General features: G+C 71.9%; 14 protein-coding genes. 11 read left to right on the forward strand and 3 right to left on the reverse strand.

Features of this window, described 5'->3' with window-relative positions; genetic code table 11:
• The first annotated feature begins 127 nt into the window (after positions 1-127).
• Complete coding sequence (lepA, locus tag ACI3ET_RS07210; RefSeq protein ID WP_405032323.1) at positions 128-1,963, forward strand: translation elongation factor 4; 1,836 nt, start codon at positions 128-130, stop codon at positions 1,961-1,963.
• Between the two features lie 155 nt (positions 1,964-2,118).
• Positions 2,119-2,769, forward strand: coding sequence for a tRNA (guanosine(46)-N7)-methyltransferase TrmB (gene trmB / locus ACI3ET_RS07215; RefSeq protein ID WP_405032324.1), 651 nt, complete (start codon positions 2,119-2,121; stop codon positions 2,767-2,769).
• 21 nt (positions 2,770-2,790) lie between these two features.
• On the opposite strand, the gene ppk2 is transcribed toward trmB, so the two are convergent.
• Positions 2,791-3,681, reverse strand: coding sequence for a polyphosphate kinase 2 (gene ppk2, locus ACI3ET_RS07220; protein ID WP_405032325.1), 891 nt, complete (start codon positions 3,679-3,681; stop codon positions 2,791-2,793).
• A gap of 89 nt (positions 3,682-3,770) precedes the next feature.
• Between ppk2 and hemW the strand changes: the two genes are divergently transcribed.
• Positions 3,771-4,988 carry a radical SAM family heme chaperone HemW gene (gene hemW / locus ACI3ET_RS07225; RefSeq protein ID WP_405032326.1) on the forward strand — a complete coding sequence of 406 codons (1,218 nt, stop codon included), beginning with the start codon at positions 3,771-3,773 and terminating at the stop codon, positions 4,986-4,988.
• A 469-nt stretch (positions 4,989-5,457) separates the two neighbouring features.
• Here the strand turns inward: hemW and ACI3ET_RS07230 are convergent, their stop codons facing one another.
• On the reverse strand, positions 5,458-5,889 hold the full coding sequence (locus ACI3ET_RS07230) for a DUF4870 domain-containing protein (protein ID WP_405032327.1): 432 nt from the start codon (positions 5,887-5,889) through the stop codon (positions 5,458-5,460).
• Between the two features lie 5 nt (positions 5,890-5,894).
• On the reverse strand, positions 5,895-6,773 hold the full coding sequence (locus ACI3ET_RS07235; protein WP_405032328.1) for a DUF3097 domain-containing protein: 879 nt from the start codon (positions 6,771-6,773) through the stop codon (positions 5,895-5,897).
• A 120-nt stretch (positions 6,774-6,893) separates the two neighbouring features.
• On the opposite strand from ACI3ET_RS07235, the gene fumC reads away from it, so the two are divergent.
• From fumC to ACI3ET_RS07275, 8 genes are all read left to right on the forward strand, one after another.
• Positions 6,894-8,303 (forward strand): class II fumarate hydratase, encoded by a 1,410-nt coding sequence (gene fumC, locus ACI3ET_RS07240; RefSeq protein WP_405032329.1) that lies wholly within the window; start codon positions 6,894-6,896, stop codon positions 8,301-8,303.
• A 75-nt stretch (positions 8,304-8,378) separates the two neighbouring features.
• Entirely contained in the window at positions 8,379-9,398 is a 1,020-nt protein-coding gene (hrcA, locus tag ACI3ET_RS07245; protein ID WP_405032330.1) for a heat-inducible transcriptional repressor HrcA, read from the forward strand.
• 100 nt (positions 9,399-9,498) lie between these two features.
• Positions 9,499-10,626: a molecular chaperone DnaJ gene (dnaJ, locus tag ACI3ET_RS07250; protein ID WP_405032331.1), complete on the forward strand. Its 1,128-nt coding sequence runs from the start codon at positions 9,499-9,501 to the stop codon at positions 10,624-10,626.
• Between the two features lie 4 nt (positions 10,627-10,630).
• Complete coding sequence (locus ACI3ET_RS07255) at positions 10,631-11,368, forward strand: 16S rRNA (uracil(1498)-N(3))-methyltransferase (protein WP_405032332.1); 738 nt, start codon at positions 10,631-10,633, stop codon at positions 11,366-11,368.
• Positions 11,365-12,765: an MFS transporter gene (locus ACI3ET_RS07260; RefSeq protein ID WP_405032333.1), complete on the forward strand. Its 1,401-nt coding sequence runs from the start codon at positions 11,365-11,367 to the stop codon at positions 12,763-12,765. The genes ACI3ET_RS07255 and ACI3ET_RS07260 overlap by 4 nt, the downstream gene beginning before the upstream one ends.
• A complete protein-coding gene (locus ACI3ET_RS07265; RefSeq protein ID WP_405032334.1) occupies positions 12,765-13,790 on the forward strand; it encodes a PhoH family protein in 1,026 nt (341 codons plus the stop codon). The genes ACI3ET_RS07260 and ACI3ET_RS07265 overlap by 1 nt, the downstream gene beginning before the upstream one ends.
• Positions 13,787-14,287, forward strand: coding sequence for an rRNA maturation RNase YbeY (gene ybeY / locus ACI3ET_RS07270; protein WP_405032335.1), 501 nt, complete (start codon positions 13,787-13,789; stop codon positions 14,285-14,287). The genes ACI3ET_RS07265 and ybeY overlap by 4 nt, the downstream gene beginning before the upstream one ends.
• Entirely contained in the window at positions 14,284-15,657 is a 1,374-nt protein-coding gene (locus ACI3ET_RS07275; protein WP_405032336.1) for a hemolysin family protein, read from the forward strand. Before ybeY ends, ACI3ET_RS07275 begins: the two co-directional genes overlap by 4 nt.
• The last annotated feature ends 13 nt before the right edge of the window (positions 15,658-15,670 follow it).

The raw sequence follows: 15,670 nt of genomic DNA on the forward strand, positions 1-15,670 counted from the left end.
GGGGCGAGCCCCGTTCGAGGTTGCCGACCGGTGCCCGGGCCGTGGGACACTGGGAAGAGTCCCCCCGCACACGACCGCCAGCCGACCCGAGGTGCTGATCCTGTCCCCGCTCGCCCACCCTGAACTGGTGCCCCAGCCTGCGTCCACCCCACCGGCGATCATCCGCAACTTCTGCATCATCGCCCACATCGACCACGGCAAGTCCACGCTGGCCGACCGCATGCTGCAGGAGACCGGGGTCGTCGACCAGCGGCACATGCGCGCGCAGTACCTCGACCGGATGGACATCGAGCGCGAGCGCGGCATCACGATCAAGTCCCAGGCCGTGCGGATGCCGTGGGAGTCTGCGGGGACGACGCACATCCTCAACATGATCGACACCCCCGGCCACGTGGACTTCACCTACGAGGTGAGCCGGAGCCTGGCGGCCGGCGAAGGGGCGGTCCTGCTCGTCGACGCCGCGCAGGGGATCGAGGCGCAGACCCTGGCCAACCTCTACCTGGCCATGGAGAACGACCTGACGATCATCCCGGTGCTCAACAAGATCGACCTGCCGGCCGCTCAGCCGGAGAGGTATGCCGAGGAGCTGGCCGGTCTCATCGGGTGCGACCCGGCCGACGTGCTGCAGGTGTCCGGCAAGACCGGTGTCGGCGTGGCCGCGCTGCTCGACCGGATCGTCGAGCTCGTGCCGCCGCCGCAGGGCGTGGCGGACGCTCCGGCACGGGCGATGATCTTCGACTCGGTCTACGACACCTACCGCGGCGTCATCACCTACGTGCGGGTCATCGACGGGCACCTCTCGCCGCGCGAGAAGATCGCGATGATGTCGACCAAGGCCACCCACGAGCTGCTCGAGATCGGGGTCATCAGCCCCGAGCCGGTGCCGTCCAAAGGCCTGGGTGTGGGGGAGGTGGGCTACCTGATCACGGGGGTGAAGGACGTCCGCCAGTCCAAGGTCGGCGACACCGTCACCGGGGCCGGGCGGATGGCCACCGAGGCCCTGGGCGGCTACCACGACCCTCGGCCGATGGTCTTCTCCGGGCTCTACCCCATCGACGGCTCGGACTACCCGATCCTGCGCGACGCGCTGGACAGGCTCAAGCTCAACGACGCGGCCCTGGTCTACGAGCCGGAGACCTCCGCGGCCCTGGGCTTCGGCTTCCGCGTCGGCTTCCTCGGCATGCTGCACCTGGAGATCGTCCGGGAGCGGCTGGAGCGCGAGTTCGACCTCGACCTCATCTCCACGTTCCCGAACGTCGGCTACGAGGTGCAGCTCGACGACGGCACCCGCGTCGACGTCACCAACCCGAGCGAGTTCCCGGCCGGTCGCATCGCGTCCATCACCGAGCCGGTGGTGCGCGGGACCATCCTGGCCCCGAGCGAGTTCATCGGCACGATCATGGACCTGTGCCAGAGCCGGCGCGGGACCCTGCGCGGCATGGACTACCTCTCGCCCGAGCGGGTCGAGATGCGCTACACCCTCCCGCTGGCCGAGATCGTCTTCGACTTCTTCGACGCCCTGAAGTCCCGGACCCGCGGCTACGCGTCCTTCGACTACGAGCCCGACGGCTCGCAGGAGGCCGACCTCGTCAAGGTCGACATCCTCCTGCAGGGCGAGACCGTCGACGCGTTCAGCTCGGTCGTCCACCGCGACAAGGCCTACGCCTACGGCGTGCAGATGGTCTCCAAGCTGCGTGAGCTCATCCCACGGCAGCAGTTCGAGGTGCCGGTGCAGGCCGCGATCGGGGCCCGGGTGATCGCCCGCGAGACCATCCGCGCGATCCGCAAGGACGTGCTCGCCAAGTGCTACGGCGGAGACATCAGCCGCAAGCGCAAGCTGCTGGAGAAGCAGAAGGAAGGCAAGAAGCGGATGAAGATGGTCGGCTCCGTCGAGGTGCCGCAGGAGGCCTTCATCGCCGCGCTCTCCCAGGACGAGGGCGCAGGGGAGAAGGGGAAGAAGTGAGCGGGCCCCCGCCCCTGGCACCCCAACCCCTGGCACCCCAACCCCTGGCACCTCAACCCCTGGCACCCCCGCCCGGCCACCACAGGCTCGCCCACCCGGCCATCGGCCCGCGACCGCTGGCCCGGACGCGTTCCTTCACCCGCCGCGGCGGTCGGATGCCCGAGGCGCACCAGCGAGCCTTCGACCGGCTCGGCGACCGGGTGCTGCTCGAGGTGCCCCTCCAGCCCGGCATTCGGTCCACCCTGGTCCACACGGCATACCGGCTCGACCCCGTGGCGGTCTTCGGCCGGGACGCCCCGCTGGTCGTCGAGATCGGCAGCGGCTCCGGCGACGCGCTCGTCGAGGGTGCGCGTCGGCGGCCGGACTGGGACTTCGTCGCCTTCGAGGTCTGGCGTCCGGGGATCGGGCACAGCATGGCCAAGATGGGTGCCGAGGCGCTGCCCAACGTGCGGATCGTCGAGGCCGACGCGGCGGTCGCGCTGGGCACGGCCCTTTCGCCGGGCTCGGTCCAGGAGGTGTGGACCTACTTCCCCGACCCGTGGCCCAAGACCAAGCACCGCAAGCGGCGCATCGTCGACGCGGACCTCGCCGACACCGTGCTCGGGCTGCTGGCGCCGGGCGGCACCTGGCGCCTGGCGACCGACTGGGACGACTACGCGGGGGCGATGCGCACGGTGCTGGACGCGCACGACGGGTTCACGCTGGTCTCGACCGACCGGGCACCACTGCGTCCGGTCACGCGGTTCGAGCGCAAGGGCGTGGCCAGGGGCCGGCGGATCACCGACCTGGCCTACGCACCGCGCTGAACCGGCGGTGCACCCGCGACCTCAGTCGCCGACGGCGTCGCGGGCGCGCTTGACCAGCCGCGGGTCGGGTCGCAGGACGACGTCGTGGTCCTTGTTCTCGTACTCGAACTGGCTCAGGAAGTGGCGCATCGCGTTGATGCGGGCCCGCTTCTTGTCGTTGGACTTGATCGTGATCCACGGTGCCCAGTCGGTGTCCGTCCCGCGGAACATCGCCTCCTTGGCCGCGCCGTAGTCGTCCCAGCGGTCCAGGGACTCCAGGTCCATCGGCGAGAGCTTCCACTGCCGCACGGGGTCGAGCTGGCGGATGGCGAACCGGGTGCGCTGCTCGGTCCGGGTCACCGAGAACCAGAACTTCGTGACCGTGGCGCCGGAGTCGATGAGCATCTTCTCGAACACCGGCGCCTGCTGCATGAACAGGTCGTACTCCTGCTGGGAGCAGAAGCCCATCACCCGCTCGACGCCGGCCCTGTTGTACCAGCTGCGGTCGAAGAGCACGATCTCCCCGGCCGTCGGCAGGTGCTGGACGTAGCGCTGGAAGTACCACTGGCCGGCCTCGACCTCGGTCGGCTTGTTGAGCGCCACGACCCGTGCCCCGCGGGGGTTGAGGTGCTCCATGAAGCGCTTGATCGAGCCCCCCTTGCCGGCCGCGTCACGACCCTCGAAGACCAGGATGTGGCGGGTGTCGTTGTCCTTGGCCCAGTACTGGAACTTGAGCAGCTCCACCTGCAGCAGCCACTTCTCGACCTCGTAGTAGTCCCGGGTCATCCGCTCGGCGTAGGGGTAGTCCTCGCGCCAGGTGTCGACGGCGCTGCCGTCGGGCGTGATCAGGTCCGGGTCCGACCCCTGGTCGTCACGGACGGTGTAGCCCTCGTCCCGCAGCGCGTCGATGTACTCCCGAAGACGTTGTTGCACACGCCGACCCTAGCGTGGGCCGGGGAAGGGCAGGTGGACGGACGGAGACACGCGCGGCCCGGTGCCGGCCGGGTGGGAGACTGGCAGGTATGCCGTCCGCGTTCCCGCCGGGAGACCCCGCACCCCCCGACGGGACCCTGCCCGACGCTGTGCTGGAGGGTATGGGGTCACGCTCGTTCGCGGTCTACCTGCACGTTCCCTTCTGCCGGGTGCGGTGCGGCTACTGCGACTTCAACACCTACACCCTCGACGAGCTGGGGGGCAGCCAGACCGGCGACTTCGTGACCGCGGCGCACGCGGAGCTCGAGCTCGCGTCCCGGGTGCTCGCGGCGGGTGGTCCGCCGGCGGTGTCGACGGTCTTCGTCGGCGGCGGCACCCCGACCATGCTCCCGCCGGACACGCTCGGGGACCTGCTCGACGACATACGCGGCCGGTGGGGGTTGGCGCCCGGGGCGGAGGTCACGACCGAGGCCAACCCCGACACGGTCACGCCACGGGTGGCGCAGACGCTGGCCGAGCGCGGTTTCACGCGCGTGAGCCTGGGCATGCAGTCGGCCGTGCCGCGCGTGCTGCGGACGCTGGACCGCACCCACGACCCGGCAGGTGTCCGCAGCGCCGTCGAGGCGGTGCGGGCGGCCGGGATGCAGGTCAGCCTCGACCTGATCTACGGCACGCCGGGGGAGACCCTGGCGGACTGGCGGCACAGCCTGGAGACGGCGCTGGCGCTGGAGCCGGACCACGTCTCGGCCTACGCACTGGTGGTCGAGGAGGGGACGCGGCTCGCAGGGCAGGTGCGGCGCGGCGAGGTCCCGGCGCCCCAGGACGACGACGAGGCTGACAAGTACGAGCTCGCCGACGCTCTCCTGGGGGCCGGTGGCCTGGCGTGGTACGAGATCTCGAACTGGGCCCGCGACCCCGGGGCACGGTGCGTCCACAACCTGGCGTACTGGCGCGGCGGCGACTGGTGGGGCGTCGGGCCGGGCGCGCACAGCCACGTCAGCGGGCTGCGGTGGTGGAACGTCAAGCACCCCCGGGCCTACGCCGAGCGCCTCTCCCAGGGCCGCAGCCCGGCCCACGCACGGGAGGTCCTGGACGAGGACCAGCGCCACGACGAGGCGGTGCTGCTGGGGGTGCGGCTCGCCGACGGGCTGCCCACGACGGTGCTGCGCCCGGCCGGGCGGCTGGCGGTGGCGGGGCTGATCGCCGACGGGCTCGTGGACGGTGCCGCAGCGCTGAGGGGCAGGGTGGTCCTCACCCTGCGGGGCCGGCTCCTCGCCGACACGGTGGTCCACCGCCTGCTGGCGTGAGACCGAGCGACCGACGCGACCGACGCGACCCGAGCAGTTCACCGACACGCCATACCCCTGACACGTCCGCGGTGCCGGCGAGGGGTAAGAACGACAACAGACCCTGCCGGGTATGAGCCAGCAGGGCCTGGTCCTGCCACAGCAGGACGGTGCCGGAGAGATGTGTGGCCCGTTTCGCGAAGTATGAGTTCGCGAAACGGGCCACGACCAGTGGTGGTGCGCTGGACGGTGCGCAAGGGATCGCTAGGCTCGACTCCTGCACCACCAGGAGTGTCACGACATCGGTGCGCGAGGCACCTGGTCGGACGTTCGAATCCTCGACTGGTCTTGCGACCCGCTCGTCCTTGCGGACTTGCGTAACGACAGTTCTACTCCTGCTGCGGGTCGTCCGCAAGGGGTTCACCGGAAAAAACGCGCCGGTCCGGCGTGTCGTCTTGACACGCCGGGCCGGGCGACCGGAGTGCTGGCCTCAGCTGAGGATCCGGATCTGGAACGGGTAGGTGTAGACCTCGCCGCGGGAAGCCATCATCGCGCCCTTGACGTGGGCCCAGACCTGGACGACGAGGAGCACGATCCAGATCGGGATCGCCCACAGGAAGCCGATGCCCAGGGTGAGGATCACCGAGAGCCAGACGGCCCAGGACGCGATCGTCATCGAGACGTTGAAGTTGAAGGCGCCCGCGGCGGCGACGCGCACGGCGCTGCTGCGGTCCTTGTAGAACAGCCACACGAGCAACGGCCCGAGGAAGGGCAGCCAGGCTCCGCTGAGCAGGAACGAGATGGGGGCCGACAGGTGTGCCAGCATCATCATCGTGCGCTCCTCGCCGTCGGCGGGGACCTGTGCTCCGGTGGGGTAGGGCTGGCCGCCGGGCGGCGGCGGGCTGGGTGGGTACTGGCTCATCTCGGTCACTCCTCGGTGTCGACGGGTGCGGTGACGAAGTCGATCAGCTCTTCGACGCTGGCGAGCAGCGTTGGTTCCAGATCACTGAAGGAACGCACCGTGGCCAGGATCTTTCTCCAGCCTAGCGCCACGTCCGTCTGGGTGGAGTGCGGCATCCCGAGCTCCTGGAGCACCCCGTGCTTCCACGACCTCCCGCGCTCGATGACGGGCCAGCGCCCGAGGCCCAGCCGGGCCGGCTTCACCGACTGCCACACGTCGACGTAGGGGTGGCCGAGGATCAGCGCGTGCGGGCTCACCCGCTCCGCCTCGCGCACGATCCTGGTCTCCTTGGTGCCCGGGACGAGGTGGTCGACCAGCACGCCGAGACGTCGGACGCGGGTCGGCGCGAAGGCGCGGATCTCGGAGGCCAGGTCGTCGACGCCGTCGAGCATCTCCACGACGACCCCCTCGGCGCGCAGGTCGTCGCCCCAGACCTTCTCCACGAGCTCGGCGTCGTGCCTGCCCTCCACCCAGATCCGCGAGCCGCTCGCGACCCTGGCCCGCTGACCGCGGACCGCGACGGAGCCGCTGGCGGTCCGGCTCGCGGCCTGCTCGGCGGCGAGGACCTGCGCGCGTCGCTCGGCGGTCGGCACCGTGAGGACGACCGGACGACCCTCGAGCAGGAACCCCGGCCCCAGCGGGAAGCCCCGGCTGCGGCCTCGGCGGTCCTCCAGGTGCACGACCCGCATGCCGCCCGCCTTCTCCACGCTCACGACCGCGCCGCACCAGCCCGTCTGCACGTCCTCCACGACGAGCCCGCGCACCGCCTCCACGTCCTGGGCGCGACCCCGTCGGGGGGCACGCCAGTCGCCGGCGAGCGCGTCAGAGCCATAGCGATCGGTCACGGGCCAGAGGGTATGCCGTGCCGGCGGGGGTGGTGGTGAGGCGCGCGCGGCACGCGTCACGCCATACCGCGCGTCCGGTCCGGCGCGGACGCGCGTCCGGTGGGGGATACCGTCGGGTGCATGAGCACTCGCACCGAGAAGGACAGCATGGGCGCCGTCGAGGTTGCCGCGGACCGCTACTGGGGGGCCCAGACGCAGCGCAGTCTCGGCAACTTCGACATCGGCCGGGACAGCTTCGTGTGGGGGCGGCCGATGGTCCGGGCGCTGGGCCTGCTCAAGAAGGCCGCGGCCCTGGCCAACGCCGAGCTGGGCGAGCTGGACGCCCTCGACGACGCCGCCCGTGCCGCGATGGTCCAGGCGGCGGACGAGGTCGTCAGAGGCGACCTCGACGACCACTTCCCGCTCGTCGTCTTCCAGACGGGCAGCGGCACGCAGAGCAACATGAACGCCAACGAGGTCATCGCCCACCGCGCCGACGAGATCCTCACCGGCGAGCTGGGCGCCGACCGCACCGTGCACCCCAACGACCACGTCAACCGCGGGCAGAGCTCCAACGACACCTTCCCGACTGCGATGCACGTCGCGATCGCGCTCGAGCTCAGCGAGCGGCTCTACGGGGCCGTGGAGGAGCTGCGCGAGACGCTGGCGGCCAAGGCCGAGCGGTTCGCCGACGTCGTCAAGACCGGGCGCACCCACCTCCAGGACGCGACCCCCCTGACCCTCGGCCAGGAGATCGGTGGCTGGGTGGCGCAGCTCGACTTCGGGCTCGGGCAGGTGCGGTCGGCCCACGAGGGGCTGCACCAGCTGGCGATCGGCGGCACGGCCGTCGGCACCGGCCTCAACGCCCACCCGCAGTTCGGCGCCCGGACCGCGGCGCACCTGGCCCAGGAGACTGGCGAGCCGTTCCGGGTCGCCGACAACCACTTCGCCGCGCTGTCGGCGCACGACGAGCTCGTCGCGGTCAGTGCCGCCCTGCGCACGCTGGCCGGAGCGCTGATGAAGATCGCCAACGACGTGCGGTGGCTGGCCTCCGGGCCGCGGACCGGCATCGGCGAGATCACCATCCCGGAGAACGAGCCGGGCTCGAGCATCATGCCGGGCAAGGTGAACCCCACCCAGAGCGAGGCGCTGACGATGGTCGTGACCCGGGTCTTCGGCAACGACGCGACCGTCGCCTTCGCCGGCAGCCAGGGCAACTTCCAGCTCAACGTCTTCAAGCCGGTGATGGCCCACGCGGTGCTGGAGTCGGTGCGTCTCCTCGCCGACGGGTGCCGCAGCTTCACGGCGCACTGCGCCGTGGGGATCGAGCCGCACACCGAGCGCATCGAGGCCAACCTCGAGCGCAACCTCATGCTCGTGACCGCGCTCAACCCGCACATCGGCTACGACCGGTCGGCGCAGATCGCCAAGACCGCGCACCAGGAGGGCCTGACCCTGCGCGAGTCGGCGGTGCGCAGCGGCTTCGTGACCGACGAGGAGTTCGACGCCTGGGTGGTCCCCGCGGAGATGACGCACCCGCGCGAGGTGTGACGCGAGGTCCGGGGCTTGGTGGGCGCGGTAGACTGGCACTCTGTGTCCTGGAGTGCCAACGCGGGGAGGTGACCCATGAGTGACGACCGTCGTCTGGAGGTCCTGCGCGCGATCGTGCAGGACTACGTGCGGACCTCCGAGCCCGTCGGGTCCAAAGCCCTGCTGGAGCGCCACCAGCTGGGTGTGTCGGCCGCCACGGTGCGCAACGACATGGCCGTTCTCGAGGAGGAGGGCCTGATCACGGCGCCGCACACGAGCGCCGGGCGGATCCCCACCGACGCCGGGTACCGCCTCTTCGTGGACCGTCTCTCCTCGGTCAAACCCCTCACCCGCGCCGAGCGCACGGCGATCGAGCGGTTCCTCGACGGTGCCGTCGACCTGGACGACGTCGTGCTGCGCACCACCCGTCTGCTCTCCAGCCTGACCCACCAGGTCGCGGTCATGCAGTACCCCAGCCTGTCCCGCTCCACGGTGCGCCACGTCGAGCTCGTGCCCGTGGGTGGCACCCGCCTCATGGTCGTCCTCATCGTCAACACCGGCCGCGTCGAGCAGCGGGTCGTCGACGTGGGCCGCGACCTCACCGGAGCCGAGCAGCTGGTCGCGGACCTGCGCCAGCGGGTCAACGCCGAGGCGGCGGGTGAGGCGCTGGCCGCCGTCCCCGGCCGGCTGGCGACCGTGGTCGACGGTGTCGCGCCCGACGACCGCCCGGTGGCCGTGGCCGTCGCCCGGGCCCTGGCCGAGGCGCTGGACGAGCAGACCGAGGAACGGGTCGTGCTCGCGGGCACCGCCAACCTCGCGCGCTCCGGCAGCGACTTCCCCACCTCCCTCTCCTCCGTCCTGGACGCCCTCGAGGAGCACGTCGTGCTGCTGCGGCTGATGGGCAGCGTGTCCACCCTCGCCGACCTCGACGCGATCGCGGTGAGCATCGGCGGCGAGAACCCCTACGAACCCCTGCGCACCACCTCCGTGATCTCGACCAGGTATGGCGTGTCCGGCGGGCTGGGGATCGTCGGACCCACCCGCATGGACTACCCCCAGGCGATGGCCGCCGTGCGCACCGTCGCCCACTACGTGGCGGACATCCTGGACGAATGACCCGACGCGCGCGGCATACCTGGGCGCCGCGCGTCGTTGACTCCTGCTGGACCCCTCGAACCCGTGCCCGAAGACCGACCACCCAAGGACACCCCACGCTGTGAACGACTACTACGCCGACCTCGGTGTCTCCCGCGACGCCAGCCCCGAGGAGATCAAGAAGGCCTACCGCAAGAAGGCTCGCCAGCTGCACCCCGACGTCAACCCGGGAGCCGACGCCGAGGCCGAGTTCAAGCAGGTCTCCCAGGCCTACGACGTGCTGGGTGACGAGGGCAAGCGCGCCTCCTACGACCGCGGGCAGGACCCCTACGGCGGCACCACCGGCGGCTTCGGCCAGGGCTTCTCCTTCAGCGACATCATGGACGCCTTCTTCGGCGGCACCGCCGCCGGCCAGCGCGGTCCGCGCTCCCGGGTGCAGCGCGGCCACGACGCGCTCGTCCGGCTCGACGTCGAGCTGCGCACCGCGGTCTTCGGTGGCGAGGAGACCCTCACCCTGGACACCGCGATCGTCTGCTCCACCTGCACCGGCTCGGGCGCCCAGCCCGGCAGCGGCACCCGCACGTGCCAGGTCTGCGCAGGGCGGGGCGAGGTGCAGCAGGTGCAGCGCTCCTTCCTCGGCCAGGTCATGACCTCGCGCCCGTGCCAGGCCTGCCGCGGCTACGGCGACGTCATCGAGCACCCCTGCTTCGACTGCTCCGGCGAGGGGCGCGTCCGCACCCGGCGGGACCTCACCCTGAAGGTCCCCGGCGGCGTCGACAGCGGCACGCGGATCCAGCTCGCCGGCGAGGGTGAGGTCGGACCCTACGGAGGCCCTGCCGGAGACCTCTACGTCGAGATCGCGGTCGAGCCGCACGACACCTTCCACCGTCGCGGCGACGATCTCCACTGCAGCGTCGAGGTGCCGGTCACCGCGGCCGCGCTGGGAGCGACCATCCCGGTGGAGACCCTCGACGGTCTCGTCGACGTCGAGGTCGAGCCCGGCACGCAGCCGGGCGAGACCGTGACGCTGCCGGAGCGGGGGGTGACCCACCTGCGCGCCCAGGGCCGCGGGTCGGTCGTGGTCCACCTGGACGTCCGGGTGCCCACGCGCCTCACCGACACCCAGCGCGAGCTGCTCGAGAGGCTGGCGGAGGAGCGCGGGGAGACCCGGCCGGACGGGCGGCTGAGCACCGCCGGGCAGTCGCACGGCCGCGCCGGCAAGTTCTGGGACGCGCTCCGCGGCCGGTGAGCCGGTGACCGCGCCCCTCTTCCTCGTCCCGCCGGGCACCCTCGCCCCCGGGACCACATCGCTCCACCTGGACGGCCCCGAGGGTCGGCACGCCGCCGACGTCCAGCGGCTGGCCCCCGGAGAGCCGGTGCTCGTCGGCGACGGTGCCGGCAGGATCGCGACCTGCACCGTGACGACCGCCCACCGGGGCGCGCTCGACCTCGACGTGCACGACGTGCGCGAGGAGCTCGGACCGGACCTGCGGCTGGTGCTCGTCCAGGCCCTCGCCAAGGGCGACCGCGACCTGATGGCGGTCGAGGCGGCCACCGAGCTCGACGTCGACGAGATCGTCCCCTGGCAGGCGGACCGCTCGATCGTGCGGTGGAAGGGGGAGCGGGCGGACAAGGCCCACCGCAGGTGGCAGCAGGTCGCGCTCGCCGCCACCAAGCAGGCGCGCCGGGCACGCATCCCCGCGGTGGCGCCGCTGGCGGACCGCGGGGCGCTGGTCGCGCGGGCGGGCGCGGCGACCCTGGCGCTCGTGCTCCACGAGGACGCCGAGGAGCAGCTGACCACCGTCGACATCCCGTCCCGGGGCGAGCTGCTCCTGGTCGTCGGTCCCGAGGGGGGCCTCACCCCGGCCGAGCTCGAGGCGCTGACCGCTGCCGGCGCCCGCCCGGTGCGGCTGGGACGGACCGTCCTGCGCACCTCCACCGCGGGGGCCGCGGCCCTTTCGGCACTGCACACCCGGTCGGGGTGGCGGTGAGCGCCGCCACCCGCGTGCCCGTCGAGGGCGCCGGGCCCGTCTCGATCTTCGCCCCGGGGCTGCGCAGCGCCTCGGTCGGGTCAGCAGCGCTGATCGCGCTGTTCGCGCTCGAGTACATCGCCGTCGGTGCTGCGATGCCCACGGTCGCGGCTGCCCTGGACGGCTACCACCTCTACAACATGGCCTTCGGTGCGACCGTCGCGGCCAGCGTCGTCGGGATGATCGTCGGCGGCTGGTGGAGCGACCACGGCGGCCCGAAGCGGGTCGTGGTCGCCGGCGTCCTGCTCTTCGCGGCCGGCCTGGTGCTGGCCGGGCTCTCGCCGACGATGTCGGTCTTCGTGGCGGGCCGGGGGCTGCAGGGCCTGGGCACCGGTCTGTCCACCGTCGCGGTGTATGTCGTGATCGCGCAGCGGATCCCCGACGCGCAGCGACCGGCGGTGTTCTCGCTGCTCGCGGCGGCGTGGGTGGTGCCGGGGCTGGTCGGCCCGCTGCTGACGGGGTTCCTGGTCGAGCACCTCTCGTGGCGGTGGGTCTTCCTCGGCGTGACACCCCTGGTGGGCGTGGCCCTGCTCGTCTTCTGGCGGGCGCTGGCCGGGACCCGGGCCGGCGACGACGCCCCCTACCTTCGTCCCTCCACGATCGTCTGGGCCGTGGTCGCGGCCCTCGGGGTCGGCCTGCTGAACCTGGCCGGCGAGGCGGTCGAGGGCGCGGAGTGGGTGGTCGGCGCCGTCGTCGTCGTGCTCCTGGGGCTGGCGAGCCGGCGTCTGCTGCCAGTGGGGACGCTCGTGCTCGCCCGGGGTCTGCCGTCGGTGATCGGCGTCCGGGCGGCGATGGGCGGCTCCTTCCTGGCCGCCGAGGCCTACCTGCCGCTCCTCCTGCGCGACCAGCACGGCTACTCGCCGGCGGAGGCAGGCGCGGTGCTGGCCGTCGCCTCCGTGGCCTGGGCGCTCGGGTCGTGGGTGCAGGGACGGCTGGGGGACCAGACGGACCGCTACCGGGTCATGTGGGCCGGCACCCTGATCTTCGTCGTCATGATGCTCACGCTCGCGGTCACCGTCGAGCGTTCGGGGCCGGGCTGGGTCGTCGTGCTGGTCTACGGCGTGGCCACCCTGGGCGTCGGGCTGGCCTACCCCACGACCTCGCTGCTGACGATGCGGCTCTCGCCCCCGGCCGAGATCGGCCGCAACTCCTCGGCGCTGCAGGTGGGGGAGGCCCTCACCGGTGCGGCCGCGCTGGCACTCACCGGCGTCATCTTCGGCCTCTCCTACTCCTCCGACCCCCACACGGCCTTCGTGGGCACGCTGGTCGTGGCGGTCGGTGTGGGGCTGCTGTCCGTGCTCAGCGCCGCGCGCGCTCGCCCGGCGGTCGTGCCGCAGACGCATAGACTGACGTCCTGATGACAGAAGCGCAACCCGCCAGTCCCGCCCACCCGGGCGTGCCCACCCACACCGTCGTGATCCCCCAGGACGTGGCCATGGTCGCCCTCCTGGGGCCGCGCGACGAGCTGCTCCGCACCATCGAGAGAGCCTTTCCCAAGCTCGACGTGCACGTGCGCGGCAACGAGGTCCGGCTGGCCGGCGAGACAGGCGAGATGGCCCTGGCGGAGAGGCTGCTCGACGAGCTGGTCGCGGTGGCCGGCACCGGGCAGCCGCTCAACCGGGACGCGGTCGAGCGCTCGATCGGGATGCTGCGCGCCTCGACGACCGAGCGGCCCGTGGACGTCCTGTCGATGAACATCGTGAGCAACCGGGGCCGCACCATCCGCCCCAAGACGCTCAACCAGAAGCACTACGTCGACGCGATCGACGAGCACACGATCATCTTCGGCCTGGGTCCGGCGGGCACCGGCAAGACCTACCTCGCGATGGCCAAGGCGGTCGCGGCTCTGCAGGCCAAGCAGGTCAACCGGATCATCCTCACCCGCCCCGCGGTGGAGGCCGGTGAGCGCCTGGGTTTTCTGCCCGGCACGCTCAACGACAAGATCGACCCCTACCTGAGGCCGCTCTACGACGCGCTGCACGACATGGTCGACCCCGACTCGATGGCCAAGCTCATGGCCTCAGGGACGATCGAGGTCGCGCCGCTGGCCTTCATGAGGGGCCGCACGCTCAACGACGCCTTCATCATCCTCGACGAGGCCCAGAACACCTCGCCCGAGCAGATGAAGATGTTCCTCACTCGACTCGGGTTCGGCTCCAAGATGGTCGTCACCGGGGACACCACGCAGGTCGACCTCCCGGGCGGGACCCAGTCCGGCCTCAAGGTGGTCCAGGAGATCCTGGACGAGGTCGACGACATCCACTTCGCACGGTTGACCAGCGACGACGTCGTGCGCCACCGGCTGATCGGCGAGATCGTCAACGCCTACGAGCGGCACGACGAACGACGCAGCAGGCGTGCGGCCAAGGGGGACCACGCGTGAGCGTCGAGATCCTCAACGAGTCGGGGGAGGTCCCCGCGCCGGTGCCCGAGCAGGAGCTGGCCGACCTGGGACGCCACGTGCTCGAGCAGCTGCGCGTGCACCCGCGTGCCGAGCTGACCATCACCCTCGTCGACGAGCCGGCGATGACGGCCCTGCACGAGCGGTGGATGGACCTGCCCGGCCCCACGGACGTGATGAGCTTCCCCATGGACGAGCTGCGGCCCGGCCGCGAGGGGGAGGAGCCCGCGCCCGGCCTGCTGGGCGACGTCGTCCTGTGCCCCTCGGTCGCGCGGACCCAGGCGGCGGCCGCCGGTCACGCCGTCGGTGACGAGCTCCTCCTGCTCACCACGCACGGCATCCTGCACCTGCTGGGCTTCGACCATGCGGAGCCGGACCAGGAACGCGAGATGTTCGACCTGCAGCGCACCCTCCTGCTGACCTTCCTCGCCCAGCGCGGACGGTCCACGACGGCGGCGCCGGAGGCGGGGCAGCGATGACTCCCCTGGTGGCGATCGCTCTCCTGACGACGGCGATCACCTTCCTGCTCACCGCCGGCGAGACCGCCATGCAGCGTGTCAGCCGGCACCACGCCGACCAGCTCGCCCTCGAGGGGCGCTCCGGATCCCGCGCCCTCGCGCGCATCGCGACCGACCCCGGCCCCTACCTGGCGGTCAGCACCTTCGTCAGGGTCACGGCCGAGGCGGCCACCGCGGTCGCGGTGACGGTCGCCGTGGACACGGTCACCGACTCCCACTGGCAGACCGCCCTGTGGGCGGTGGGGATCATGGCACTCGTCTCCTTCGTCGTCGTCGGCGTCTCGCCCCGCACCCTGGGCCGCCAGCACGTCGACGCGCTCGCGCTCGCGTCCGCCCCGGTCGTCCGGCTGCTGCGGCTCGTCCTCGGCCCGCTGGCGCAGCTGCTCGTTCTGTTCGGCAACGCGGTCACGCCGGGCCGCGGCTACAGCGACGGCCCGTTCGCCACCGAGACCGAGCTCCGCGAGCTGGTCGACCTCGCGGGCGAGTCGGCCGTGATCGAGGACGACGAGCGCGACATGATCCACTCGATCTTCGAGCTCGGGGACACCGTCGCCCGCGAGGTCATGGTGCCGCGCCCCGACCTCGTGGCGATCAAGTCCGAGAAGGTCCTGCGGCAGGCGATGTCGCTCTTCCTGCGCTCCGGCTTCTCCCGGGTCCCGGTCGTGGGCGAGGACACCGACGACGTGCTCGGGATGCTGTACTTCAAGGACGTCGCCCGCCAGGTCAACCACAGCCCCGGGTCGGCCGGGGGGGTCCACGTCACCGAGGTGATGCGGCCGGTCCAGCGCGTGCCGGAGATGAAGCGGGTCGCCGACCTGCTCAAGGAGATGCAGCGGGGTCGCCAGCACGTCGCGATCGTCATCGACGAGTACGGCGGCACCGCGGGACTCATCACCATCGAGGACATCGTCGAGGAGATCGTCGGCGAGATCAACGACGAGTACGACCGCGACCAGATCGAGACCGAGACCGTCGTCGCCGACGACGGGACCGAGCTCGTACGGGTGCCCGCGAACCTGCCCGTCGACGACCTCGCCGAGATGTTCGAGGTGGAGATCGAGACCGAGGACGTCGACTCCGTCGGCGGCCTGCTCGCCACCGCCCTCGGCATGGTGCCCATCCAGGGCGCGGTCGGCGAGGTCGCCGGCCTGGAGCTGACGGCCGAACGGATGGCGGGACGGCGTCGCCGAGTCGCCACCGTCCTGGTCCGCCGGCTGCCGCCGACCGAGGAGCAGCCCGACCACCCTGACCACCGGCGCGGCCAGCAGGAGCAGCCCGGCGACGGGCAGAGCGTGGTCACCCAGTTCACCGAGGAGAGCCGTGCCCACTGACACCCCCCACCCC

Origin of the sequence: Ornithinimicrobium jinqii (assembly GCF_045032595.1) — a bacterium.
Taxonomy (GTDB): domain Bacteria; phylum Actinomycetota; class Actinomycetes; order Actinomycetales; family Dermatophilaceae; genus Ornithinicoccus.